The sequence below is a fragment of the Nodosilinea nodulosa PCC 7104 genome (assembly GCF_000309385.1).
Lineage (GTDB): Bacteria > Cyanobacteriota > Cyanobacteriia > Phormidesmidales > Phormidesmidaceae > Nodosilinea > Nodosilinea nodulosa.
On sequence record NZ_JH976537.1, the window covers coordinates 2,880,731 to 2,904,301 of the forward strand.

21 protein-coding genes are annotated in these 23,571 nt (G+C 56.2%); 9 read left to right on the forward strand and 12 right to left on the reverse strand.

The features are described 5' to 3' along the window. Positions 1-21: 21 nt before the first annotated feature. A complete protein-coding gene (locus LEPTO7104_RS0113435) occupies positions 22-447 on the forward strand; it encodes a YggT family protein (protein WP_017299101.1) in 426 nt (141 codons plus the stop codon). A gap of 37 nt (positions 448-484) precedes the next feature. Here LEPTO7104_RS0113435 and LEPTO7104_RS0113440 read toward each other — a convergent pair whose 3' ends face one another. Continuing rightward, the gene (locus LEPTO7104_RS0113440) at positions 485-1,621 is read right to left on the reverse strand and encodes a HetZ-related protein 2 (RefSeq protein ID WP_017299102.1); all 1,137 of its coding nucleotides are present in this window, start codon (positions 1,619-1,621) and stop codon (positions 485-487) included. Between the two features lie 438 nt (positions 1,622-2,059). Between LEPTO7104_RS0113440 and LEPTO7104_RS0113445 the strand changes: the two genes are divergently transcribed. Beyond that, positions 2,060-2,728, forward strand: coding sequence for a sugar transferase (locus LEPTO7104_RS0113445; protein ID WP_026072672.1), 669 nt, complete (start codon positions 2,060-2,062; stop codon positions 2,726-2,728). A 241-nt stretch (positions 2,729-2,969) separates the two neighbouring features. After that, positions 2,970-4,298, forward strand: a complete 1,329-nt coding sequence (locus LEPTO7104_RS0113450) for an IS4 family transposase (protein ID WP_083887064.1) — start codon at positions 2,970-2,972, stop codon at positions 4,296-4,298. 420 nt (positions 4,299-4,718) lie between these two features. Here LEPTO7104_RS0113450 and proB read toward each other — a convergent pair whose 3' ends face one another. The 6 genes from proB to LEPTO7104_RS0113485 all read right to left on the reverse strand — a co-directional run bounded on the left by proB (position 4,719) and on the right by LEPTO7104_RS0113485 (position 10,316). Further along, positions 4,719-5,855: a glutamate 5-kinase gene (gene proB / locus LEPTO7104_RS0113455; RefSeq protein ID WP_040695440.1), complete on the reverse strand. Its 1,137-nt coding sequence runs from the start codon at positions 5,853-5,855 to the stop codon at positions 4,719-4,721. Positions 5,856-6,272: 417 nt separating this feature from the next. Further along, on the reverse strand, positions 6,273-6,782 hold the full coding sequence (locus tag LEPTO7104_RS0113465) for a YqeG family HAD IIIA-type phosphatase (protein ID WP_026072674.1): 510 nt from the start codon (positions 6,780-6,782) through the stop codon (positions 6,273-6,275). Between the two features lie 94 nt (positions 6,783-6,876). Further along, on the reverse strand, positions 6,877-7,938 hold the full coding sequence (gene mltG, locus LEPTO7104_RS0113470; protein ID WP_026072675.1) for an endolytic transglycosylase MltG: 1,062 nt from the start codon (positions 7,936-7,938) through the stop codon (positions 6,877-6,879). Between the two features lie 35 nt (positions 7,939-7,973). After that, a complete protein-coding gene (locus tag LEPTO7104_RS0113475; protein ID WP_017299109.1) occupies positions 7,974-8,537 on the reverse strand; it encodes a DUF3727 domain-containing protein in 564 nt (187 codons plus the stop codon). A gap of 103 nt (positions 8,538-8,640) precedes the next feature. Next, on the reverse strand, positions 8,641-9,066 hold the full coding sequence (gene ruvX, locus LEPTO7104_RS0113480) for a Holliday junction resolvase RuvX (RefSeq protein WP_017299110.1): 426 nt from the start codon (positions 9,064-9,066) through the stop codon (positions 8,641-8,643). 26 nt (positions 9,067-9,092) lie between these two features. Then, a complete protein-coding gene (locus tag LEPTO7104_RS0113485) occupies positions 9,093-10,316 on the reverse strand; it encodes a GNAT family protein (RefSeq protein WP_196358113.1) in 1,224 nt (407 codons plus the stop codon). A 282-nt stretch (positions 10,317-10,598) separates the two neighbouring features. On the opposite strand from LEPTO7104_RS0113485, the gene cruF reads away from it, so the two are divergent. Together cruF and cruG are read left to right on the forward strand one after the other, a co-directional pair. Then, positions 10,599-11,519: a gamma-carotene 1'-hydroxylase CruF gene (gene cruF / locus LEPTO7104_RS0113490; RefSeq protein ID WP_026072676.1), complete on the forward strand. Its 921-nt coding sequence runs from the start codon at positions 10,599-10,601 to the stop codon at positions 11,517-11,519. A gap of 108 nt (positions 11,520-11,627) precedes the next feature. After that, a complete protein-coding gene (gene cruG, locus LEPTO7104_RS0113495; RefSeq protein WP_017299113.1) occupies positions 11,628-12,779 on the forward strand; it encodes a 2'-O-glycosyltransferase CruG in 1,152 nt (383 codons plus the stop codon). Here the strand turns inward: cruG and LEPTO7104_RS0113500 are convergent. The 3 genes from LEPTO7104_RS0113500 to LEPTO7104_RS40085 all read right to left on the reverse strand — a co-directional run bounded on the left by LEPTO7104_RS0113500 (position 12,774) and on the right by LEPTO7104_RS40085 (position 14,798). Next, complete coding sequence (locus LEPTO7104_RS0113500) at positions 12,774-13,244, reverse strand: CYTH domain-containing protein (protein WP_017299114.1); 471 nt, start codon at positions 13,242-13,244, stop codon at positions 12,774-12,776. The genes cruG and LEPTO7104_RS0113500 overlap by 6 nt on opposite strands. 9 nt (positions 13,245-13,253) lie before the next feature. Further along, complete coding sequence (gene sds, locus LEPTO7104_RS0113505) at positions 13,254-14,225, reverse strand: solanesyl diphosphate synthase (protein ID WP_026072678.1); 972 nt, start codon at positions 14,223-14,225, stop codon at positions 13,254-13,256. Between the two features lie 348 nt (positions 14,226-14,573). Beyond that, the gene (locus tag LEPTO7104_RS40085) at positions 14,574-14,798 is read right to left on the reverse strand and encodes a hypothetical protein (RefSeq protein ID WP_155523631.1); all 225 of its coding nucleotides are present in this window, start codon (positions 14,796-14,798) and stop codon (positions 14,574-14,576) included. Between the two features lie 1,536 nt (positions 14,799-16,334). Here LEPTO7104_RS40085 and LEPTO7104_RS0113515 point away from each other — a divergent pair. After that, entirely contained in the window at positions 16,335-17,318 is a 984-nt protein-coding gene (locus tag LEPTO7104_RS0113515; protein WP_017299116.1) for an RNA polymerase sigma factor, RpoD/SigA family, read from the forward strand. Positions 17,319-17,406: 88 nt separating this feature from the next. Here the strand turns inward: LEPTO7104_RS0113515 and LEPTO7104_RS0113520 are convergent, their stop codons facing one another. Both LEPTO7104_RS0113520 and LEPTO7104_RS0113525 read right to left on the reverse strand, forming a co-directional pair. Next, a complete protein-coding gene (locus tag LEPTO7104_RS0113520; RefSeq protein WP_017299117.1) occupies positions 17,407-19,194 on the reverse strand; it encodes a diguanylate cyclase in 1,788 nt (595 codons plus the stop codon). Positions 19,195-19,196: 2 nt separating this feature from the next. After that, on the reverse strand, positions 19,197-19,472 hold the full coding sequence (locus LEPTO7104_RS0113525; RefSeq protein ID WP_017299118.1) for a hypothetical protein: 276 nt from the start codon (positions 19,470-19,472) through the stop codon (positions 19,197-19,199). 576 nt (positions 19,473-20,048) lie between these two features. Between LEPTO7104_RS0113525 and LEPTO7104_RS0113530 the strand changes: the two genes are divergently transcribed. The 3 genes from LEPTO7104_RS0113530 (at position 20,049) to LEPTO7104_RS0113540 (ending at position 23,554) form a co-directional block, all read left to right on the forward strand. Next, entirely contained in the window at positions 20,049-21,083 is a 1,035-nt protein-coding gene (locus LEPTO7104_RS0113530) for a cytochrome c oxidase subunit II (protein WP_017299119.1), read from the forward strand. 60 nt (positions 21,084-21,143) lie between these two features. Beyond that, entirely contained in the window at positions 21,144-22,820 is a 1,677-nt protein-coding gene (gene ctaD, locus LEPTO7104_RS0113535) for a cytochrome c oxidase subunit I (RefSeq protein ID WP_017299120.1), read from the forward strand. Positions 22,821-22,942: 122 nt separating this feature from the next. Beyond that, positions 22,943-23,554, forward strand: coding sequence for a cytochrome c oxidase subunit 3 (locus LEPTO7104_RS0113540; protein ID WP_017299121.1), 612 nt, complete (start codon positions 22,943-22,945; stop codon positions 23,552-23,554). The last annotated feature ends 17 nt before the right edge of the window (positions 23,555-23,571 follow it).

Consider the following 23,571-nt stretch of genomic DNA (forward strand, 5'->3'; position numbering starts at 1 on the left):
GCTACTTCAAGGAGAACTTCGATGAATGAGAACCCGAACCCCTACGACGATGATTTGCGGCGTCAGGAGCTAATCAACCAGCGAGATGCCCAGCGTCTGCGGCAAGAAACCCAGCAGCTCAAGGCCGCTCAGCGACGGGCTAAGTTTGCCTGGGCGCGCAACACCATTGCGCTGCTGGTGGGATCACTGGAAATTCTGCTGGGGATCCGGTTTTTCCTGCGGTCAACCGGGGCGAATCCTGAGAATCCCTTTGCTCAGTTCATTTTTAAGCTATCTGAGCCCTTTATGGCTCCGTTTGCAACGCTGTTTGTCAGCCCGACCGATGCCACCGCTACCCGGATATTTGATGTCAATTTGCTGATTGCTATGGTGGTCTATGCCCTGCTGGGGGCGATCGCCATCGCCATCGTCAACTATCTGCAAGGCCAAACCCCCTACAGCCGTTAGCCCTGTAGCCGTTATCCCCACCGCCGAGGAGGCTGCTCTACGCCTCCGTCTGGGTGCGCAGCTCCTGGGCGCGCAGGTAAAGCTGTACCCACTGGGCCTGGATTTGCCTGCTTTTGAGCCCCAGGCGACGGGCCAGGTCATCGGTGGGTTGCTCTTCTTTGTAGGCGGTTAAAATGGCCTGCTCCTCCAGGCTAAGGCTCTGCCAAAAGAGGTCCCACTGGGCGGGGGTAAGGCCAAAGTTGTGCTCCTGCAGCGAGGTTTTGAGCCAGCCCAGCACCATGGCGGGCTGCTCCCGCAGGGCAAAGATGCGAACGGCGTGGTAGCTAATTTTCTCGCGCAGCCGATAGACCTGCTGCACGGGCAGATCGAGGGACTGGGCAATCTGCTCCTGGCTCAGGCCATTGAGGTGCAGTTCTAGCCAGCGGGCGGCGGTGTCGTCAAGGTTGCGGTTGAGGTAGTTCACGAATGAGGTTTTGACCTGTTGCCGCATACTCTGCTGCTCTAGCTCCGTTTGTTGTTCCTGATACTGGTTCCAGGCCTCTACGTCGAGCAGGCTGAGGGAGTCGTCGCTGTCGCTGGGGGCAATTTCGTCAGACACCAGGCGAATCAGTTCACCGGTAGGCACCTGGGTCATACCGCCTTTTTGATTGCGCCGCAGGTAGTTGACGAAGCGATAGATGATCAGCGGCTGATTGCGAATGGGGCGCAGGCAGTACTCTTCAATGCTGGCCAGCATAAGCAGGTTGCGCAGCCGCGAGCTCTGGGTGCAGGTGGTGATCCACTTGAGCTGCTGGGCGAGGTGGCGATCGCTGCGCATCATCTCCTGAATTACTTCTTGGATGACATCGACGACCGACCGACGGCGATCGCGACTCAGCGAAATCCAGGTTTTAATCTTGTTGCGAATCAGAAATAGACTGCTCAGGCGCTTAATCAGGCGCTGGTAACCCTGATCCGGGCTGACATCCCAGTAGCGCTGCTGCAAAATGCGGTAGCGGTACTCTATGGACTGGCGCGCGATCGCCAGGTCAGCTTCTGCCAGCGTCGCCAGCCGCTCTGGCGACTCGCCCAGCAGCCAGCGGACAACGCTCTGGCAGACGGACTGAGGCTGGTCTGGAAAATCTTCCCGCAGGCGAGATAACCAATCCTCCGCTATGGTGTCTGCCCCGGCCATGCCATCAATCCTTTTCGCGCGTTCTGGGTTGGCTGTAGGCTTTATCTTAGTATCTGTTCCCTTCAGACTCACGGCTCAGGGCGTGTTTTTAGCCCGGGTTTTTTGCTCAAGCTAGCGCTTCGTCAAAAACCTTACACAAATTTTATCTTTCTAGGCTCTCTAGTAAGTTTCTGCGAAGGGTGTTCGCCACTGCCCGATTTAAACTGGCCAGGCTGGTAGTGTTCACATGGCTCCGTATGTACTTATACGTGGTTGCACTGTGACAATGGTCACACTAAGCACCGCAAAGCTCCAGTAAGCTTTGAGCTAAGCAGACTTCACACGGAAGTCTTGTTAAAAAAAGCACAAATATATTTATTTTTTGAGGGTTTGTACGGATAGACTGGTATAAAATCCTCAAAGGAATACTCCGCACACGTTTTGTAAACAGGGCCTACCATGTTATCCCTCCGTCCAGACAGTTCCGGAAGTGTTTATCCAGATCCGTCCGTAGCGCTTATTCATCCCTCTGCCAAATGCTTAATCAAGCGATCCATAGACATTTTGGGGGCCTTAGTTGGGCTATTTATTTTGGGTTTGGTTGTGGTGCCCGTGGCGATTGCCATCAAGCTAGACAGCCCTGGCCCTATTTTTTATGCACAAAAACGCTACGGTCTCAAGGGGCACTCTTTCACCATTTGGAAATTTCGCTCCATGGTGCACAATGCTGACGCCCTGAAGCAGACGGTCTCTAACCAGGCCCAGGGCCTTATCTTTAAAAATGAAAATGACCCTCGCGTAACTCGCGTAGGGCGCATTTTGCGAAAAACTAGCCTAGATGAGTTTCCCCAGTTTTGGAACGTGCTCAGGGGGGACATGAGCCTGGTGGGCACCCGTCCCCCTACCGAAGATGAGGTCTCCCGGTACAGCCCCCATCACTGGCGACGGCTCGACGTCAAGCCGGGCATGACTGGGCAGTGGCAGATCAGCGGTCGGTCTGCCATTAAAGACTTTGAAGAAATTGTTCACCTCGACCTGGAGTACCAAGATATTTGGTCTCCCCTATACGATCTGCGAGTCATTTTGAAAACCGTTACGGTTTTATTGAATCGCAGAGGCGCTTATTAGTAGACTGCGGCACAAGTGTGACGGCTATTGTCAATCGCGAGGGAGCAGGGGAGCCAGGGAGCCTCAGTTCGGGATAACGCTGTCCCCTCCTTGGAGCTATCCGTTAGGCACAAATATGTCTAAGCGTTACAGGACGGGCATTTGGGGAACCATTTGCGGGAAGATAAAAGCCGTTGTAACCGTCAGCCAAGCCATGAACGATTGGATGAGCTAAGACATCAATCCCCGTCATTTCCAAGACCTGCGCCACGCAAAACGCCTGCGCAAGATTGTAACGGCACTGAGCCGACATCCCACGGCCAGTGTGCCGTTAGCGAGTCAAACCAGTAGCGAAGCGCAGAGCATTTACCGATTTTGGTCAAACCCTACGGTGAGCAGTGAGGCGATTCTCAACAGTCATAGCGAGGGCACCGTCGCCCGAGCCCGAGGTTGTGAGACGGTGTTGTCGATTCAAGATAGTACCGACTTTGATTTTACGAGTCATCCGCAAACCACTGGCCTGGGCTATCTCAATCAAACCCAACAGCAAGGGATCAAAGTTCATAACTGTTTTGCGGTCAGCGGAGCAGGTGAGCCCCTGGGCCTGCTGCATCAACACACCTGGGTGCGTGAGGTTCCCCCGGTAAAACAGAAAGACCGCTCGGCTCAAGAGCGACATCAGCATAAACCGATAGAGGAGAAAGAAAGCTATCGCTGGCTGACGACGTTGACGGCGGCTGAAGCCAAGGTATCGGAGCAGGTTCAGCTCGTGCAGGTGGCCGACCGGGAAGCGGATATCTTTGAGCTCTTTGCCCAACCCCGCCAGGTCAATAGCGAGCTCTTGATTCGGGTGAAGTCGAATCGCAGCATCAAACAAGCGTGGGGAAAACTATTCATCGCCTTATCTCAAGCCCCGGTGCTCGGGGAACTCCAGGTTGAGGTTCGGCGGACACCCCAGCGAGAGGCCCGTATCGCGCGGGTGCACCTGCGGGGCTTGCACGTTACTCTGGCGGTACCGGAGTATTTGGCCCGGCAAAAGCCATCGCTACAGCCCATCGAGCTCAATGCCCTGTGGGTTGAGGAAATCGGTGTCCCGGCTGATGGGGGCAAGCCGATTTGCTGGAAACTCCTAACCACGTTGCCGTTGGAGAGCTATGCTCAAGCCTGCCAGTATGTGCGGTGGTACAGCTATCGCTGGCTGATCGAGCGGTTCCATTTCACCCTTAAAAGCGGCTGCACACTCGAAAACTTGCAACTGCAACACCGAGACCGATTGCTCAAAGCACTCGCCACCTACAGCATCGTCGCTTGGCGACTGATGTCGATGACCTATCAGGCCCGTCTGACTCCAGAGGCCTCCTGCGACGCGATCCTACAGCCCGAGGAGTGGCGGTTGTTGCGTCGTAAATTCGCCCCAAAAAGCCGTGCTAAAACACCGCCAACAATGCACCAAGCGATGCTCTGGATTGCCCAACTGGGAGGCTTTTTAGCCCGTAAGAGCGATGGTCAACCGGGTCTTAAAACGTTGTGGCGCGGCTACACCAAGCTCCATTACATGCTAGAAGGGGCTCGCCTTGTGACCAAAACCTAGTCCGCTATGGCATTGGCCGACTTTTGCGTAACGGATAGCTCCAAGGAGGGGTGCCCGAAGGGCGGGGTGGGTTAAACCTACGGACAAAATACAAGCTTCTAGAGTAGGGTGAGTTGCCATGCTCGGCCTAGACCAACCCACCCCTACCCCTCCCAAGGAGGGGACAGTGGGCCTGCTTTGCCAAGGTCTTTTCTTATCCCGAACTCAAGGTTAGGGAGCCAAGCGAGCCGGAATAGTCGGCATATTTCAGCCTCCGAGTACTGGGGGCTGTCATCAACTAGTTGCTGATGGCCCAAGTATCATCAGTTACAGCCCCTAGCCTTTTTCTGGGTCGGGCGTGGCAACGCTGGTGGAATCAGGATTTTAGCCAGAATTAATGGACATTAATGACGCGTTCTAGGACACCTGAGGTTGTTGTCGTCAGCCGGTGCCATCTGTGTCGGCTGCAATGACTAAATTGTCGCGGTGTATCACCGTATCTGCTCCGATGTAACCCAAAATATCGGCAATATCCTCTGAACTGTGCCCTAGAATGCGCTGTAGCTCGGGGGCGCTGTAGTTGACAATACCTCTGGCAATATCTTCACCGCTGGCGTTGCAGATAACTACGGCATCCTGCGCTTCAAAATTGCCCTCAACACAAGTGATGCCTGCGGCCAGCAGAGACTTACCGCCCTTGAGAATAGCCCTGGCTGCCCCCTGGTCGACGTAGATGCGTCCCGCAGGCGCAAGACCAGCCGCAATCCAGCGCTTGCGGGCTCGGCTCGGCTGGGGTAGAGGGGCAAACTGAGTGCCTACCGCTTCCCCAGCTAGGGCTTTTACAACGTTGTGGGGCTGGCGACCATCGGTGATGACCGTTCGTACTCCAGCGGTAGTCGCAATTTGAGCGGCCTCTAACTTGGTTAGCATGCCCCCGGTTCCCCAGCGCGATCCCTGGCCTCCAGCCCCGGCCTTGAGCGCCTGAATGTCTGCTAGACGGGTGATTGAAATAATTGGCTCGGCTCCAGGGTTAGAACGCGGGTCGGCGGAGTAGAGGCGATCGACATCGGTCAGCAAAAACAGCCACTGGGCGCCGATTAGGCTGGCTACCAAGGCCGAAAGAGTGTCATTGTCCCCAAATTTGAGTTCTTCGACGGCAACAGTATCGTTTTCGTTGACGATGGGGATCACGCCCAGCTGCAATAGCTGGCGAAAGGTGCGATAGCTGTTGACGTAGCGCGATCGCTGGGCCAGATCGCTGCGGGTGAGCAGCACCTGGGCAATGGGTTGGTTCAGAGCTGAAAAGAGATCGTCATAAATACGCATCAAACGCCCCTGCCCCACTGCCGCTACCGCCTGCTTCATAGCAAGGGTTTTAGGCCGCTCGGTCAGGTGTAGCCGCCGACACCCAATGCCCACCGCTCCCGACGACACCAGCACCACCTGGTGCCCCTGCTGACGCAGGGTGCAGAGGGTTTCGACCAGGGCAGCTAAGGTGGAGAGGGCGAACTGACCGGCACCTCCACCCGTCAAGCTTGATGTACCAATTTTTACGACCAGGGTTTGCGGAGAACTCACGGGCAACGAGCAGCCATGGGTAGAGAGTTAGCTTTGGCAGTATAGCAATCGTCCTGGCTCCTATCGCGCAGACCAGGGGCTTTGTCGCCATGGGCTGTCCTCCAAAGGTGGAGTAGTCTCCAGCCGTGTCGCCGCGCCTGAGGAAATAGATGGCGAAGATGGATGGCAAAGATGCGATCGCGCCCCATAAAAACTTTGGGTGCCAACCCGAAGGCGGACACCCAAAAATGGCTTATTAAAATTAAGAGCCTTTATAAGATTGGCTCCGTTTATCTTCCACTACTATCGCAGCAGGCCCTGAGTATCGAAGCAACTCTAATGTTTTCTTTATATTTCCCCGCGCAAAGTTTCTTCCCTGAGTATTGCTATTTGTAAATTCCTCCACAGCCAGCGGGCGGGGTTAGCGCTGCTGAGCGGCTACAGGGTAACCCCTAGGTAGTGGGAAATAATGACCTCTAGCGTCCGCACTGGGGAAGTGCGGGCAATCTCGTTTAGGCCCGGCATGGGGTTCACCAAGATCGTAAATAGGCCCACCCGATTGCCAGCTAAAACATCAGTGAACAGGCGATCGCCCACCATGGCTACCTGGTTTACAGGCAGGTTCATGGCCGCTAGGGCCAGCTTGAGCTTTCGCCTTGAGGGTTTGCCAGCGCTGGTCAGGTAGGGCACCTGCAAGAGGTCAGCAATGCGGCTAATGCGCTGGGCATTCATGTTATTGCTCACCAGCCACACCGAGGCCTCAGCCTTGATCTGGTTCATCCACCGAGCCACGTCGGGGTTAGTTTCGGCCTGCCGCAGGGGCACCAGGGTGTCGTCTACGTCTAAGATGAGTCCCTTGATGCCATGGTGAGTCAGCAGCTCGGGGGAAAGGCTGAGCACATTGCCATCTAGAACTAGATCGGGTTGCAGCAGACGAGAAAAGGACATAAAAAAACCGTAAGCCCCAAACGTCAGCATAGTCTAGATTGGTGGTCTGTGACCGCTGGGTCGTGGAGTAGGGCACCTGCGATCGCAGTCGGAGTCAATTATCGATAGTGGCCCTGATGGCATCTCTGGCAGCTTCGTGCTCTGCCAAAGTGCGGCTAAAGACATGAGTGCCATCGTAGCGAGCCACAAAATACAAATAGTCCGTATTCGTCGGGGCGAGGGCAGCCTCCAGACTGGCCTTACCAGCACTGGCGATGGGAGTGGGCGGCAGACCAGGATTGATATAGGTGTTGTACGGCGAAGGCGTCTTTACCTGGGTCCAGGTGAGGGGCTTCTCCTTAGTTTGGGTGATGCCCAGCCCGTACTCCACAGTGGGATCAGACCCCAGGGGAATATTTTGCTTCAGCCGATTAGTAAAAACCCCGGCAATAATTCCCCGCTCGTCGGGGACCGCAGATTCTTTTTCGACAATACTGGCCAGGGTGGTCCACTCCAGCAGCGAAAGGTCTGTGGTCGCCTGCTGGTACAACGGCAGAGCCACGGCCTCAAAGCGGCTCAGCATCGCATCTACTACCGCTTCGGGAGTCACGCCTTCGGCCGGGAGCTGGTAAGTATCTGGAAACAAAAACCCCTCCAGATGGGGGATTTTATCCGGCAACCAGGGGTACCGATCCCGAGGGATGTTTTCCGTAGCCGTCAGAAAGGCATCGGCGGAAAAGAACCCAGCCTCCTGAAAATAAGCCGCCATCTGCTTGCGGTTCCAGCCTTCGGGAATGGTGAAAGAGGTCTGCACTACCTGGCCACTGCGAATTGTGTTGGCAATGGTCGTCATGGAGTCGGTGGGGCTGAGGGCATAGGTGCCCGCCTGAAATTCACCGTCAGGGTCTCGCCAGGCCTGCCAGCGGGACCACAGCTTCCAGGCGGTCGCTGAATGGATTAGCCCAGCCACCTCCAGATCCTGACCAATCTGCTGGCCTGGGGTGCCCGGTGGAATTTGAATCTGCACTATTTGGGGAGTCGTTTCGGCAGTGCTTTCGCTCACGGCCTGGTTGGCCCAACTCCACCAGGCCCAGCCCTGCCAGGCAGCGGCCCCTGCGGCAAGGGGTACCAGCAACCCCAGGAAACTCCACCGAACCCACCGTGAACCCTTAGTCATAGTTGCAATCTTAATAACCGCCGTCAGGGACGCTTTTACTCTAATAAATCAAACAGTTTTTCCTCTAGGCCGCCGCGAATAGTCTGAAACTCCTCGGGAGTAACGACCTCTAACGCCCCACTGCTGTTGCGGTTGGCAAAAATTAGCAGCGGATCTAGGGGAGTACACAGCGTATATTCTTCATCTTCGTAGAAGCAGGTAGCTAAAATTTGAAACTCTTCAGTGACGGGATTACCGGCTTCGTCAAGGTCATCCAGTTCTAGAGTCAGGCAATTGTCTTCCTCGGCTTCAGGCAGTTCTCCAGAAGCCGTCAGGGTGATGGCGGTGCGCTGTAGCGTCAGGTTCTGCTCAGCTAGAACAGCCTTGGCCGTCAAAAAAATCTGATCAATATCTTCGTCTTCAACATCCATGAGGATGTCTTCATCGTCGTCATCTTGCTGCCAAACAAAAATTTCAATGGGGGCATCAATGGGAAGGAGCAGCAGGTATTCGCGACCATTGAGCTGAAAGCTCTGCTCCACCTGACAGGGCAAAAATCGCCCGGTCTCGTCGGTAAGAACTACAGCTGAATCATCGATGGGTTGGGTATTATCCGCCATGGGGCTACTCTTCTCTGAATAACCGGGTGCGGATAAAAGAGGGCCGCAGCCCAGCATGAACACTGAACGGTTTTATCAGAATATCCCATCCTGTTCCGTCTGTTTACGATGGGCGCCCTTCGTCTAGCCAGCGCTGCAGAATAATGGCGGCTGCTTTGCGGTCAATTAGGGCCTTCTCCCGGCTGACAGAGTGACCTGCGGTCCGCATAAGCTGCTCGGCTTCCACCGAACTGAGTCGTTCATCCACATAGACCACGGGTAAGCTGAGGGATTGGCTCAGTCCCTCGGCCACTTTGCGTACCTGGCGAGCCTGGGAGCCTTCTTCTCCGTCCATGGTGAGGGGCAGGCCAACAATCAGAATCTGGGCCTGCCGAGCTAGGGCAATATGCTGGATATCGGCTACTAACTCGGCAAAGGACCGACGGTGCAGCGTCGTCAGGCCAGTGGCGATCAGCCCTGTGCCGTCGCAGCCCGCTACGCCAACCCGCTTGCGACCGATATCTAATCCCAGGGCTGAAATAGATGTCATAGGGCCATGGCCGTGGAGATTAGAGGCTAGCGATCGCCTTCTGACTCTAGAGCTTCGAGGCTACTCCTCTGCTTTTGCGCTCGCAGAAGGGTCTGCCAATGCTCGGCGGTCCGGGTCATTCGGCCGGGAATAGGCTTGCCCGCTGGCTGTAGGCCTGTAAAGACATCAGAAAGCTGCAATCCCTCTAGGGAGAGATGACGAGCCTCGCGTACCTTGTGCCACACCGAGCGCGACATCAGCAGCCCGTGGGACTCAGGAACGGCCTGAATCTGGGTAAAGCATTCCTCTCGCTCGGGCTGATAGTCGAGGGAGGTAAGCCTGAGAGCCTGGTCCGGAAAGGGCTGCAAAATTTTGGCCATCTGCGTCATCAGCTCTGGGTAGAGCCAGGTATAGGCTGGGTGTACCGTTAGCCCAGCCTCATGGGGCTGTTTGCCGTCGCGGGAAATTGCTAGCTTAAATTGTCCAATGGCAGCCTTGCGCTGCTGCTCAAAGACGTAGGCACCGACGGTTTCCACCTGGTTGACTAGGCGATCGGTAGTGGCGGTGGCGCTGCCCAAAAGACCCGTCTTAAAATCTTGAATCTGGTGGTCAAATACCTGCCGCACTAAGGGTGGCATGGAGGCTGTATCTAGCTGGTAGAGCAGCTGAGCATCGGCATTGCTGATGGGCAGCAGGTTAGGCAGGTCGGGTTCGCGCTGGGCTAAGGCGGTCAGCTGTTCTGGCGGCAGAGTCCAGTAGGTGACCTGGGCAAGGGGCTGAAAGCCATTAAAACGGTAGAGAGCCAGGGCTGTTTTGTAGCTGACATCCACTTCTATCATCCAGGTTCGAGCTTCCCATACCACCTCGAAGCAGTGGCGCAGCAGCCGCGAGCCCACATCCATATAGCCACAGGTGCTTGGGGCGGCGGTGGCTGCCAGAGCGCGACGGTTGATGACCACCTGCTCGACCCGCCATGTACTGCGGGTTTGGTTGAATGGGGAGACCTGAATTAACCCCACTAGACACTTTTGGCGCTCAGCCACAAAGGTAGTTTGGGTTTGCCGCTGCATGGGGCGGGGCAGCCAGCTCAAAACCTTAAGCGGGCCGTACCACCGACGCTGGTAGTCGAGCCATGACACCATGGCCTCGGCCGCATCGCGATCGCCACCGGCCTCAAGATCCTCCGGCTGCCACTGCTTGAGGTCATCTAAATCGCGATACTGCAGTGGCCTTACCGTCAGGGTTGGGCCGGGGGTCGTCATCGGTGCCATAGGATCTCAAAGATCTGACCTGTATGCCGTCATCCTAGCCGATTTTCCCAATTTTCACATCGGCTCTGTGGGGTGGCAAGGGCCTGTTTTGGGCTGGCCCCGTAGCGGAAAACTCCCCAACTCTGTTTGCGCAGTTTTAGCGAAAGACTGCTTCAAAACTGACCGTTTACAAAACTTATGATTTAGGCGACGATTGCAACTATAGTTGTCAGACAGCGCATTGGCAGCGGGCGATTTAGGGCTGAGCTGCGTTCACCCGCCAAGCAGTATCTAGGACTTACCATGAGAAATCTTTTAGCCATTGAGCGGTTTTGCCTTTACGGTCACATCATCGCTATGGTCTTTGGCCTGGCCGGTTTGCTGTGGGTGGTGCCCCACCCTGGCATCCTAGAGTACCTGCCCGCCGGGCAAACGCTATTTCAGTGGAGCATGGCTGGCGGTGGGGTTGGCTATATTTTGTTGGGCACAGTGGCGGTAGCACTGTATGCCTATCGGACTATGGGGTTGGGCAGCCTGGTTACCTTTGCGATCGCAGCGGTCGGTATTTCCATCACCAGTGAGCTGCTGGGCACCAGCACGGGCTTCCCCTTCGGCCACTACAGCTATCTCAACGGGCTGGGCTATAAGGTGGCTGGCCTGGTGCCGTTTACTATCCCGCTCTCCTGGTTTTACCTGGGGTTGTCGTCCTTTTTGCTGGCCCGTGGTGGATTGGCGGCGGGGGGCGGTTCTGGGCGCTACGGATGGGCGCGATCGCTGGCGGCGATCCTGCTGGGCTCTGTGCTTCTCACCTCCTGGGACTTTGTGCTGGATCCAGCGATGAGCCAAACAGCGCTGCCCTTTTGGTACTGGCACCAGCCCGGCGCTTTCTTTGGCATGCCCTACCAAAACTTTGCGGGCTGGCTAGGGACGGGGGTTGTGTTCATGGGCTTGGCCCTCGGCCTTTGGAAAGCCTTTCGGTTTTCTCCCGAGCTAGACCAGACTCAGCTGACGCTTCCTTTGACGGTCTACCTGGCAAATTTTGGCTTTGCCCTGGTTATGAGCCTGGCGGCTGGTTTTTATGTGCCCATCGTGCTCGGTATTCTGACTGGGGCTTTGCCTGCGGTGCTGTGCTGGCGCGCCACCGCCCAGGAGGCTTTTGCTGATACTCCGGCTGCCTCAGCGATCGAAGCTTCGGTGGCTGCCGCCAAAGTAATTTTGAAGTAGATCCAGCCCCCGCCTGCCGGTCTACTAGATTGGGTTTCCCCTTATTGAGGTGTTTTCTTGCCCGCTCCCGTGGCTGCCCCGTTTCCCTGGTTGAGCGTTTTGGCCGTGATGCTCTTAGCAGTGCAGGTGCCAATGCTGGCCGTACTGCTGTCGCGGCTGATCAAAGGCCCGTTTCGCCGCCCGCCCCTGGCCCCAGAACGCCCTACCCTCGATCAGCTAGGGACTGTATCGGTAGTAGTGCCCACCCTCAACGAAGCCAGTCGCCTGGGACCCTGCCTAGACGGGTTGACCCGTCAGGGCTATGAGATGCGAGAGGTGCTGGTAGTTGACAGCCGCTCGACCGACGGCACCCAGGCCATCGTTAAAAACTATCAAACTCGCGATCCCAGGCTCCGTTTACTGGAAGACAGTCCCCTTCCCCAGGGCTGGGTTGGTCGTCCCTGGGCCTTAGATTACGGCTTTCGCCATGCTGCCTCAGCCAGCACATGGATACTTGGCATTGACGCCGATACGCAGCCTCAGCCCGGCCTGGTGGCTGCCCTCGCCAAAGCAATGGAGACAGAGGGCTACGATCTAGTATCCCTGGCACCCCGATTTAGGCTTAAAGACCCCGGTGAATTTTGGCTGCAACCAGCCCTGCTGATGACGCTGATTTACCGCTTTGGCCCGGCGGGCTGCTCCAGCAATTCTTCCCAACGGGTGATGGCCAATGGTCAGTGCTTTATGGTGCGGCGATCGCTTCTAGAGCAGCTCGATGGCTATCGAGTGGCCTCTGCCTCCTTTTGTGATGACGTTACCCTGGCTCGTTTTGCCGCTGCCCAGGGCGCCCAGGTCGGGTTTTGGGATGGCAGCCGCCTGTTAAAGGTGCGGATGTATGAAGGTATGGCCGAAACCTGGCGCGAATGGGGCCGCTCCCTCGACCTCAAAGATGCCGCCCCTGCGCCTCAGCTGTGGTGGGACCTGGCATTTTTGGTGCTGCTCCAGGGATTGCCCTGGGTGCTGGTACCAGGTCTCTGGCTCCACCAGCAGGGTCGGCCCGAAAGCTGGTCACTATTTTTGCAGCTGCTCTGGGGCGTCAACCTTGGCCTATTGGCCGTGCGAGTGGGCATGCAGGCGGCGGTGGCTTCGGCCTACGACCTGAAAGAATCAGGGGCCTGGGCATTTTGGCTGTCACCCCTTGCCGATCTGGCGGCGGTGGTGCGGATTGGCCTTTCTTCTCTGCGGCGACCTACCCAGTGGCGAGGCCGACAATACCTATAATTTCCAGGTGGCGAAGGGATGGCGGGCCAGGCTGGAGTTCTGATAGCGAGGGTCGTAGGTGACCTCCAGGCCAATCCACTCTGGTAGATCTACCGCTTGGTCTGGGCGAGTTAGCTCGACCTCAGCCACGATCAGTCCCGCGTTGTCGCCCCAAAATTCGTCTATTTCCCAAACCATGTTTTCTATGGGTAGACGGTAGCGGGTTTTTTCAATCAGGGGAGGGGTGCAAAGGGTCTCTAGAATGGCCTGGGCATCGTCCACAGGAATAGGGTACTCAAACTCAGGCCGTACCAGGCCGACGGCAGGGCCTTTCAAGGTGAGGTAAGCCCGATCGCCTGCGCGCCGCACTCTAACCGTGCGGGCATCCTGGGTTGGAATGTAGCCCTGGCATATCACCTCTCCCTGGGCGAGGCTGCGCCAGCCGTCGCCCACCACCAAAAATTTTCGCTCAATTTCTTGGCCCATGGGTGTGCCCTAGGCAATGCGCCGAAGTACATAGCTGGTCAGATCCTGAAGCGCCTGGCGGGCGGAGGAGGTCGGCAGGTGCTCTAGACAGCTAGCCGCCTGACGGGCGTGGTGGGCGGCTAAATCGCGCGATCGCGCAATGCCGCTGCTGCAATGTATTAGCTCAATCGCCTGGCTGAAGTCGTCGGCCTCAGAGAACTCCCGCTCGATTAGCGTCGTGAGGAAGGGGTGCTCGCCCATGGCATAGAGTACCGGGGCCGTCAGGTTACCGCTCTTGAGGTCGGAACAGGCAGGCTTGCCCAGCACCTCATCGGAGCTGGTAAAGTCGAGAATATCATCGACGATTTGAAAGGCTAGCCCCAGGTGGCGACCATAGTTGTAGAGTTGCTCAACCACGGCTTCCGAAGATTCGCTAAGCACCCCCGCCGCTTTAGAGCTGTTGGCCATTAGGGAGGCCGTTTTGAAGTAGCTTTTGTCCAGGTATGCCTCAATGGAAAGGCTGGTGTCGAAGCGGTTTAGTCCCTGCTGAATTTCGCCCTCCGCCAGGTCCATGATCACCTGGGAAAGCAGCTTGACAACCCGCAGGTTGTCGAGATTGGCCAGATACCACGAGGCCTGAGCGAACAGAAAGTCGCCGGCCAGCACAGCAATGCGGTTGCCGAAACTGCTGTGTACGGTGGGCACTCCCCGCCGCAGACTGGCTTCATCGACCACGTCGTCGTGGACCAGGCTGGCCGTGTGAATCATTTCGGTGATCTCCGCCAGGCGGCGATGCTTAGCCGTAATGTCCTGTCCCAGCAGGGTGGCCCTGGAGAGCAGCAGCACAATAGCCGGGCGCAACCGCTTGCCCCCGGCACCAAATAGATGTTCGGCCGCCGCCGACAGAATGGGATGCCGGGCCCCGACTAATCCCTTGAGATTTTGGGTCATCAGGTCAAGGTCGGACTCAACCGGTGCGAAAAGAGAAGTTACTGAAGTCATGGACCCCGGCAAGAGCGGTAAAGTTACGAATTTTTACATATTCTATCGTCATTCTAAGACAACCCCAGGGGGAGTATCGATAAAAGCGATCGCGCTTCTCTGGTTTTCGGCCCTAAACCCATGCCCCAGGGTAGTTCTGCCCCAGAGCCAGAATTCTTTCGTTAGTTGTATTGTGGCGGTTGATACCGCGATCGCAACGCTGAACAGGGTGGGCGAGCATCGATCCCTGGAAATAGCCAAAATTTATGCTTCCCTTAGGCTGAAATTGGCCTCACGGCTGGGGAATCCCGTGATACACTTAAATTAAGAATTTCTCAAGATAACAGGCAAAACTAGCAGGCTACTTAGTCAGGTTTTTGCTTGTTTGCTAGTTGAGTAGATCGCGGCGCCAAATGGTTTTTCCATTTGTTTGCTGTGCGCCCGGTGATTTGTATCTGTTTTAGGGTGTGAAATCTCACCCTCGCTTTTCAGCAGGCAGGCTTCCTTCTCCAGAGAAGGTCTCCATTTTTTGCATCCTTTAGGCTGCTCCTGAGCCCCGCCTGCGCGGCGCAAGGCACTAGCTTTATTTCTCACTTACCTCCCCAGATCATGACCTACGCTTCCTCTTTATGGATTATTCCTCTATTAGCGATTGCCTACCTACTAGTTGTGTACGGGGTGCTGGTGTTGGCTAAGCGAGCGAGCAGTTCGCGCCGCACCGAAGGCTAAACGCGGCTCGTTTAAAGATACATCAGGAGAATTTTCTCCTAGGACTGCCCTATGGCGAAGCCCCAGGGCGCGTCATAATAAGTTCTGGCTAAAATCCTGATTCCACCAGCACTGCCACGCCCGACCCCAAAAAACAGGCTAGGGGCTGTAATTGCTGATGCTCGGGCCATCGGCACCTAATTGATAACAGCCGCTGGCACCCGAAGGCTAAAATATGCCGACTATTCCTGCTCGCCTGGCTCCCTAGCTCCCCTGCTCCCTCGCGATTGGCAATAGTCGCAAAACTTGTACCGCAGTCTACTAGTACTTGACCAAGCTAGTTGTGACAGGGAGCAATGGCATGGGGTATACGGTTCACGGCTTACCTTAAACCGTATACCGTGAACCGTATACCCCCCTTACCTATATCTTTGGCTTGGCAGTCTACTAGTCTGTTGCTTAGATCACAGATCACGGCTACTGGGGACTACCGCTCCGGTGGGCAGTGCTGGCTATAGCTTGGCAAGGTTTGCTGCTTTGGGAGCGATCGCCCGCCCGCCGCCAGCAAATCACAGCAGCCCAAGCCCGGCCCCAGATGAGGCCGCCAAGGTTTGCCACAAGGGGCTTGTAGTATGCAGCCAAACTTGCCATAGGGCTGCCATATCGCCGACACACCCCTGTTATATGACCTGGGTAATCTGGCACATAGGCATTTTAGTCCTGCTGCCCTAGGCGAGTGGTGCGATCGCCCGTCAGGCCCAGCAGGTTCGGTTTTCCCAGGGGGTAAGCCCCATTGGAGCGAGGGTTTAAATCCCTCACTATATAGATGTCGCAGCTGACATCACTGCTGGGTCTACTCCCCCTAGAACTGAAGCATCTGATGCAGACCAGGATGTAGGAGTTAGTTACTCTGAGGTATGGAAACAAAGTCGTGTCCCTAGTCGTCAAACAGGCAACTACACTTGTAGCACTTTACGCAACCAGAAAGTTGTTATATTCTGGAGGAGTGAACTCGTAATGCCTTCAAGTTCTAGTTTGGAGTTCACCCCAAGGGGTCTTTGCGGTGGTGGTTCAGCGCTGTCATTTCAGGTACCATCGCCCATCTAACTAAACGAACTACTGGCTTTTGGTGATCCCGCATTGCGAGTGATTAATTTAATCCTGATCTTTAAGGGTCAGCTCAGGAAATTGTAGGACGCTAGGTTTAGGGGTGGGTTGGGCACAGGTGACAGGCGCAGCAGGCGCAGCCTTAAACCCCGCAGAATGCGAAGAACTGGTTCAGCTCTGCCGACTCGGGCGATCGCGAGCCATTGGACAGGAGATTTATTAGGTCATTTTAGGTCATTGATACTTTGATTTCTCGGATTTCAGGTTTTTGGGTTTCAGCGTTTGTCGCATCGTCAGTGGAGGAAAGGTTAATTCATGGCTAAAACAAAAACCCGCACATTAAAGAGCAAGCCCCTCTACAGTGCCGATGCTGTAAGAACCTACCTCCATGAGATTGGTCGGGTGCCCCTGCTGACCCACGAAGAAGAAATTATTTTTGGCAAGCAGGTGCAGGCCTACATGGCGCTGCTAGAGCGTAAAGAGGCTTTAACTGAGTCCCTGGGGCACGAACCAACTCCGGCGCAGTGGGCAGAGGCCGCCGAGCTGAGCGAAGAGAAGCTCAATCACACTGTGCGCCAGGGCGAACGGGCTAAGCGCAAGATGATCGAGGCCAATCTGCGGCTGGTGGTTGCGATCGCCAAGAAGTACCAAAAGCGCAACCTGGAGTTTCTCGATCTGATTCAAGAGGGCACCTTAGGCCTTGAGCGCGGCGTGGAGAAGTTTGATCCCACCAAGGGGTATAAGTTTTCAACCTACGCCTACTGGTGGATTCGCCAGGCTATTACTCGCGCCATCGCTCAGCAGGCTCGGACCATTCGTCTGCCCATTCACATCACCGAGAAGCTGAACAAAATTAAGCGGGTACAGCGAGAGCTGTCTCAGCAGCTAGGCCGCAGCCCCAACGCCAATGAAATCGGCGAAGCTCTAGAGTTAGAACCCAAGCAGATCCGGGAGTTTTTGGTGCTGGCACGGCAGCCGATTTCCCTGGATGTGCGCATTGGCGACAACCAGGACACCGAGCTGCAAGAACTGCTTGAGGATGACGGCATTTCGCCTGAAACCTTTACCGCCCAGGAGTCGCTCAAGCAGGATATTCGCAATCTGCTGTCTGAGCTCACTCCCCAGCAAAAAGAGGTGATTACCCTCCGCTACGGTCTAGAGGACGGCAATGAGCTGTCGCTGGCTAAAGTGGGCAATCGCATGAACATCAGCCGGGAGCGGGTGCGTCAGCTAGAGCAGCAGGCCCTCAAGCACCTGCGCCGCCGCAAGTCCACCATGCATGGCTACATCGCCAGCTAGGGTCTTTTGACACTGAGGCAATAGTTTAGGGGTAAAGGTTGAGGTTTAAGGTCAAGTTCAGGCCTTTGCCTGCTGGCCTTTACCCCTTTTAGACCGTGGGGCTGCCGACCGTATGCAGCCACGCTTCAGCCTGGGTTTGGTTGCGACCGGAATGTTTGGCCCGGTAGAGGGCTTGATCGGCCTTGCCGATTAGATCATTGATGTGGGGGATGGGGGAGATTGAGGGTACAGGGCCGGAGTCTAAACTGGCAGACCAGCACGATAGTCCTACGCTGGCAGTGACTGAGAGCAGGCCGCTGCCGCTGTCGAAGGGAGCGTCAGCAATCACCCGGCGCAGCCGTTCAGCTCCAATCCAGGCCTGGGCCTGGTCGGTTTCAGGCATCAGCAAAATAAACTCTTCCCCGCCGTAGCGGGCCAAGATGTCGCTCTGCCGCAGGTTGGTCTTCAGCCGCAGGGCAATATCGCGCAGCACGGTATCTCCGGCTAGATGGCCGCAGGTGTCGTTGACAGTCTTAAAGTGGTCAATATCGAGCATGAGCAGAGTAACCGGGCGATTGAAGCGGATCGCCCGGGTTAGTTCCTGGCTGGCTAACTCGATGAAGCGGCGGCGGTTGTAGACATGGGTGAGGGAGTCGCGCATGGCCAATTCCTCAAGGGCGGTTTGAGCGGCCTTGATTTCGGTAATGTCTTCGACAGCCGCTTCATAGTATTGAATGGTGCCAGCGGCATCTGCGATCGCCCTGGCAACCACGCGGATCCAAAGCTCCCGGCCACCGGAGCGCGACAGCTTGATTTCGCAATCCTTGAGGGCACCAGTCTGGTCTAGGTAATCTCGCCACGGCAGCAGACGATCTCGGCTGACCACCAGGCTACTGGGCTGAATGGGGCTGGCCTGCAAAAAGCCAGCAACGCTGTCGAAACCAAAAAGATTGAGAAGAGCCGGGTTGGCATTGAGGGGTCTGCCCTCGGTGTTAAAGCGGCACAGCCCAATCGGAACATGTTGAATCAGGCTGTGGTAGCGAGATTCTGACGTTTTCAGCTGGGCGGCAATCTGTCGAGCGGCGGTGATGTCATGCAAGAAGGTGACTAAGGCTGGGCGATGGCCAAGGGCCAAGCTTTGACCGTCGCTAAAATCTAAGGCAGCGGCGTAGATTTCTACGTCAATAGTTTGACCAGCCTTGCCCAAGAGTCTCACCGCCCGGGGGCTGGAAGGCACGGGATCAAGGGCGAGCGGCCCCTGGCCAGGGAGGGGAGCGATGAGCTCTGCAAGGCTTAATTTTTTTAGGTCTTTGCAGCTATAACCAATCCACTCCATCAGACGGGGGTTGCCGTAGACCAGCTGATCTGCCTGAAAAACGGCTACGCCTACGTTGGCTTGATCGACAATCGATCGGAACAACCGCAGTGAGGCGGGGCTGTTCTGGTCAAACCACTCCCCATGGCCTGGGGAGAGATCAACTGCCTTAAGACCGTCTGGGATGTAGGACTCTGGCTCAGGCAATTTGGCCACGGGTAGGCTGTCGCGGCAGCCTTCGGCAGCTTCTAGATGCTGGAGAGCCAGCTCGAAGCTGTGCACTGATTTGTAAGTTTGGGCCAGCTGACGGTGACAGTCATAGAGATCGTTGAGGTTGTGCTGCTCTAGGGCAATGGCGATCGCCTGCTGAATCGAAGACACCGACAGCGCGGGTTGCCCCTGCTCCAGATGGGTGTATCCCAGCCGCTGGAGGGCTAAAATCTCGCCCTGGGGGTTGCGGTTGCGCTGGGCTAGGCTCAGGGCATGCTCAAAGGCGGTTAAGGCTTGGGCGTAGTTGCCCTGGGCCAAATAGTCTTCACCAGTGCTGAGCCAGGTAGCTACCTGATAGGAAAGGGGAGGCATAGTTAGAACTGGCCGGTAACGCGCTTTTCAAACTCCTGCCGCACCGACTCTGCAATTTCGAGCGCCTCGGGGTAAAGATCGGTGTGGGCCTCCTTGAGCCAGGCAATGAGGCGGCTGAATTGAGCATTGCGTAGCTCTAGGTCCGCCTGAAAAATAGAGGCCGTGGCCATGTGCTGGGCATAAGTCGGTGGATGCCCCTGCCTGACAAACTGGGCCGTCAGCGCCACGAGGGCTTCTTTGCGAACGTCGGGCTGGCTTGAGGCCATCGGAAATTCCATGGTGCAGGTTCTCTCTGGGTACAAATACTCCTGAGCGGCGCAGATGTTTTGCCGCCCAGGTATTTTGTTTAGAATGCCCATGCCCCAATGCCTACCGCAGTTTGCAAGAAAAAGTAACTCGATTGCGCTCAGCCCCCGAGGTGAGGGGCAGCTGAATCGCAAAATCCCCTGACTGACCCATGACTGACCCATGACTGAATTTACGGTTACTGTATTTAGCTCAGGCTCCAACAAAAGTAATCGCCATTACAGCGACCAGGCGATCGCCGCCCTTTGGCTCGGCAGGTGCACCCAAACGCCACGAAGCCAAACGCCACGAAGACAGCTGCCTTTTGGTTGAAGCCCAGATTGGCTGATGACCCATTTCGTTACAAAACTTTGTGTAAAGGCGGTAGATGACTGACAGAGTTGAAGCAAATCAAAAGTTTCTTAAGCCAGGCCAGATCTGCCCTTTAGCATGCGAAGAGACATGGCTAATGATTTTTTGGCCCTGACAGTTAATTCGCAAGTTCCAGGTGCACATCCTCAATGGATCAGGTTCTGCACCTTTCGCAACATCTCCCTAGGAGAGTAGCCATGAAACAAATTCCCGCCCCCTTTTGGACGCTGGTTCTCGGTATCGCCGTCACCCTGATAAGTCTGTGGGTAGGGCAAAATCACAATCTGCTGCCGATACAGGCGTCGGAGCAGGCCCCCCTGGTGGATGACCTGTTTGACGTGATGGTGACCATTGGCACCGCCCTGTTTATTGTGGTGCAGGGGGCCATCATCTATTCGATGGTGCGCTTTCGTCAGCGCAAAGGGGATGAAACCGATGGCCTGCCCATTGAGGGAAACCTGCCCCTTGAGGCTTTCTGGACCGCTATTCCCAGCATCATCGTGGTGGGCCTGGGACTGTACAGCGTAGTGGTGTTTCAGGAAATGGGCGGCTTTTCGCCGGGCGGGCACCACGGCCACGGCACTATGGTAGCCATGGCTCCACAGCAGTCGGTGATTGATGTGGCCCCACTGCTGGCCCAGGTGGGTGAGGGCGAGAGCGCCGACGTCTACTCTAGGACCCAGGTGTATGGTTTTGGGGCCAGCCCGCTGATGCAGCTGAACCAGCCCGATGTCACGGTGAATGTCACCGGCATGCAGTACGCCTGGATTTTTAACTACCCCGATACGGGCATTATCGACGGCGAGCTGCATGTGCCGGTCGGCAAAGATGTGCAGCTGCTGATTGAAGCAAAGGATGTCATCCATTCCTTTTGGGTGCCGCAGTTTCGCCTCAAGCAAGACGCCCTGCCTGGGGAGCCTGCTGAACTGCGCTTTGTAGCTACCCGCGAAGGTACTTACCCGGTCGTCTGTGCCGAACTGTGCGGCGCTTACCACGGCGGTATGCGCACCCAGGTAATTGTGCATTCCCCCGAAGAGTACGCCGACTGGGTGGCGAGCCGGGTGGCCGAAGCCAGTTCCACAACTGCGGTGGCTCAGACCTTAGCTTCCCCCACCAGTGCTGAGTATCTAGCTGCGATCGCCCCAGACTTGGCCACATCTCCCGTGCAAATTGCCCAGATGAACCATGCCCAAATGGACCACGGGCTTTCTGGGGTCTCAATGGATCGCTAAGGCATCTGAATTTACCCGGGTTCGCCGCAATTTTTATAGCCCTTTAGCAAGACCCAATTTATGGCTCAAGCAGAAGTTTCCATCAAACCCACGGAGCTTCAGGGTGGCCACGGCCATCCCGACAAGTGGAAGTGGTACGACTACTTCACCTTCAACGTTGACCACAAGGTCATCGGCATTCAGTACCTGGTGACCTCGTTTTTGTTCTACCTGGTGGGCGGCTTTATGGCGGTGCTGATGCGCACCGAGCTGGCTACCCCCGACTCTGACTTTCTCAGCCCCGACCTGTACAACGCCTTTTTGACCAACCACGGCACGATCATGATCTTTCTGTGGATTGTGCCGGCAGCGATCGGCGGATTTGGCAACTACCTAATTCCCCTGATGATCGGGGCGCGGGACATGGCGTTTCCCAAGCTTAACGCCATAGCGTTTTGGCTCAACCCACCAGCAGGGGCTTTGCTGGCGGCCAGCTTTTTCTTTGGCGGCGGTGCCCAGGCGGGGTGGACCTCCTACCCGCCCCTGAGCGAGATTACCGCCAACCTGCCCCAGACCCTGTGGTGTGCGGCTCTGGTGATGGTGGGCACCTCGTCTATTTTGGGATCGGTGAACTTTTTGGTCACAATCTGGAAGATGCGGGTGCCCAGCATGAAGTGGGACCAGATGCCGCTGTTTTGCTGGGCCATGGTGGCGACGTCGATTTTGGCGCTGTTCGCCACCCCGGTGCTGGCCGCCGCGCTGATTTTGCTCATCTTTGACATCAACTTTGGCACCTCGTTCTTTAAGCCCGACGCAGGCGGAAACGTGGTGGTGTACCAGCACCTGTTCTGGTTTTACTCGCACCCGGCAGTGTACCTGATGATTTTGCCCATTTTCGGCATCATGTCGGAGGTGATTCCAGTGCACGCCCGCAAGCCGATTTTTGGCTACAAGGCGATCGCCTACTCATCTTTAACCATTTGCCTGGTGGGGCTGTTTGTGTGGGTGCACCACATGTTTACCAGCGGCACCGCTCCCTGGATGCGGATTTTCTTCACCATCTCAACCCTGATTGTGGCGGTGCCTACGGGGGTGAAAATCTTTAGCTGGGTGGCTACCCTTTGGGGCGGCAAAATTCGCTACACCACCGCCATGCTGTTTGCGGTGGGGCTGCTGTCGATGTTTGTGTTTGGCGGCCTCAGCGGCGTTACTCTGGGAGCGGCGCCGTTCGACATTCACGTGCACGACACTTATTATGTCGTCGGCCACTTCCACTACGTGCTGTTTGGCGGCTCGGTGTTTGGCATTTACTCGGGCATATACCACTGGTTTCCCAAAATGACCGGGCGCATGCTGAATGAGCCCCTGGGCAAGGTGCACTTTGTGCTGACGTTCATCGGCACTATTCTCACCTTTACCCCCATGCACTCCCTGGGTATGCAGGGCATGCCGCGTCGGGTGGCCATGTACGACCCCCAGTTTGCCGACCTGAATCAGCTGGTCACAATCGGGTCTTACGTGCTGGCGGTGTCGGTGATTCCCTTCTACATCAACGTGATCTGGAGCTGGATGGCGGGTAAAGAGGCTGGCCCCAACCCCTGGAATGCCATGACCATGGAATGGACGACCGACTCTCCGCCGATGATTGAAAACTGGGAAGTGCTGCCGGTGCTCACCCACGGCCCCTACGAGTACGGTATGGATAAGGCGGATCAGGTTGGGCCTGCGGGAGAACCCGTTGCGACAACGCGACCGTAGCGCTTAACGCGATTTTGAGCAGGGTGCGTAAATGCTAGCACTGCACCCTGCGGCTCGAATTTTTTCGATCCCTTACCTTACTGACCTTTACCCATCCACTTGCCCTTTATCCCGGTATGACTATGCAAGGCGCAGTTGACTCTACCCCTGTGGTTACAGGCCATGAGGTGGCAGCCCACGAGGAACACCAGGACCTGCGGGTACTGGGCCTGATCACCTTTTTGTGCTCAGAGTTTTTGATGTTTGCGGGCTTTTTTGCGGTGTTTTTGGTGTTTCGCGGCAGCAATGCCCAGTGGCCACCCGAAGAAACCGAGGTAGAGCTGCTGCTGCCTGCGGTCAACACCCTAATTCTGGTGTCGAGCAGCTGGGTGATCAACCTGGGCACTAAGGCGATTAAAGCCAACGACCTGGCCGGTATGCGCAAGTGGTTTGGCATTACCGCCGCCATGGGCGCGGTGTTTTTGGCGGGCCAGGTGTATGAGTACATGAACCTGGGCTATGGCCTCAAGACCAACCTGTTTAGCAACTGCTTTTATCTGACGACGGGCTTCCACGGGGCGCACGTGTTTATTGGGCTGGTGCTAATTTTGGGGGTGTTGTGGCGATCGCGCCGCGCCAACCATTACAGCGATATTGCCCACACCGGCCCCGAGATGGCTGAGATCTACTGGCACTTCGTGGACGTGGTGTGGATTGTGCTGTTTACCCTGATTTACCTGCTAACGCTGATTTAGCCAGGCATACCGAGATT

Excerpts from the sequence above, each read along its gene's own strand:
- mltG (WP_026072675.1), bottom strand. The coding sequence starts at position 7,938 with ATGACTAAGGGTTCACGGTGGGTTCGGTGGAGTTTCCTGGGGTTGCTG.
- LEPTO7104_RS0113525 (WP_017299118.1), bottom strand. The coding sequence starts at position 19,472 with ATGGAATTTCCGATGGCCTCAAGCCAGCCCGACGTTCGCAAAGAAGCC.
- LEPTO7104_RS0113485 (WP_196358113.1), bottom strand. The coding sequence starts at position 10,316 with ATGGCACCGATGACGACCCCCGGCCCAACCCTGACGGTAAGGCCACTG.
- LEPTO7104_RS0113440 (WP_017299102.1), bottom strand. The coding sequence starts at position 1,621 with ATGGCCGGGGCAGACACCATAGCGGAGGATTGGTTATCTCGCCTGCGG.
- LEPTO7104_RS0113520 (WP_017299117.1), bottom strand. The coding sequence starts at position 19,194 with ATGCCTCCCCTTTCCTATCAGGTAGCTACCTGGCTCAGCACTGGTGAA.
- cruG (WP_017299113.1), top strand. The coding sequence starts at position 11,628 with ATGCTCTTAGCAGTGCAGGTGCCAATGCTGGCCGTACTGCTGTCGCGG.
- cruF (WP_026072676.1), top strand. The coding sequence starts at position 10,599 with ATGAGAAATCTTTTAGCCATTGAGCGGTTTTGCCTTTACGGTCACATC.
- LEPTO7104_RS0113540 (WP_017299121.1), top strand. The coding sequence starts at position 22,943 with ATGCAAGGCGCAGTTGACTCTACCCCTGTGGTTACAGGCCATGAGGTG.
- LEPTO7104_RS0113515 (WP_017299116.1), top strand. The coding sequence starts at position 16,335 with ATGGCTAAAACAAAAACCCGCACATTAAAGAGCAAGCCCCTCTACAGT.
- ruvX (WP_017299110.1), bottom strand. The coding sequence starts at position 9,066 with ATGACATCTATTTCAGCCCTGGGATTAGATATCGGTCGCAAGCGGGTT.
- ctaD (WP_017299120.1), top strand. The coding sequence starts at position 21,144 with ATGGCTCAAGCAGAAGTTTCCATCAAACCCACGGAGCTTCAGGGTGGC.
- LEPTO7104_RS0113465 (WP_026072674.1), bottom strand. The coding sequence starts at position 6,782 with ATGTCCTTTTCTCGTCTGCTGCAACCCGATCTAGTTCTAGATGGCAAT.
- LEPTO7104_RS0113475 (WP_017299109.1), bottom strand. The coding sequence starts at position 8,537 with ATGGCGGATAATACCCAACCCATCGATGATTCAGCTGTAGTTCTTACC.
- sds (WP_026072678.1), bottom strand. The coding sequence starts at position 14,225 with ATGACTTCAGTAACTTCTCTTTTCGCACCGGTTGAGTCCGACCTTGAC.
- LEPTO7104_RS0113435 (WP_017299101.1), top strand. The coding sequence starts at position 22 with ATGAATGAGAACCCGAACCCCTACGACGATGATTTGCGGCGTCAGGAG.
- LEPTO7104_RS0113500 (WP_017299114.1), bottom strand. The coding sequence starts at position 13,244 with ATGGGCCAAGAAATTGAGCGAAAATTTTTGGTGGTGGGCGACGGCTGG.
- LEPTO7104_RS0113530 (WP_017299119.1), top strand. The coding sequence starts at position 20,049 with ATGAAACAAATTCCCGCCCCCTTTTGGACGCTGGTTCTCGGTATCGCC.
- LEPTO7104_RS0113445 (WP_026072672.1), top strand. The coding sequence starts at position 2,060 with ATGTTATCCCTCCGTCCAGACAGTTCCGGAAGTGTTTATCCAGATCCG.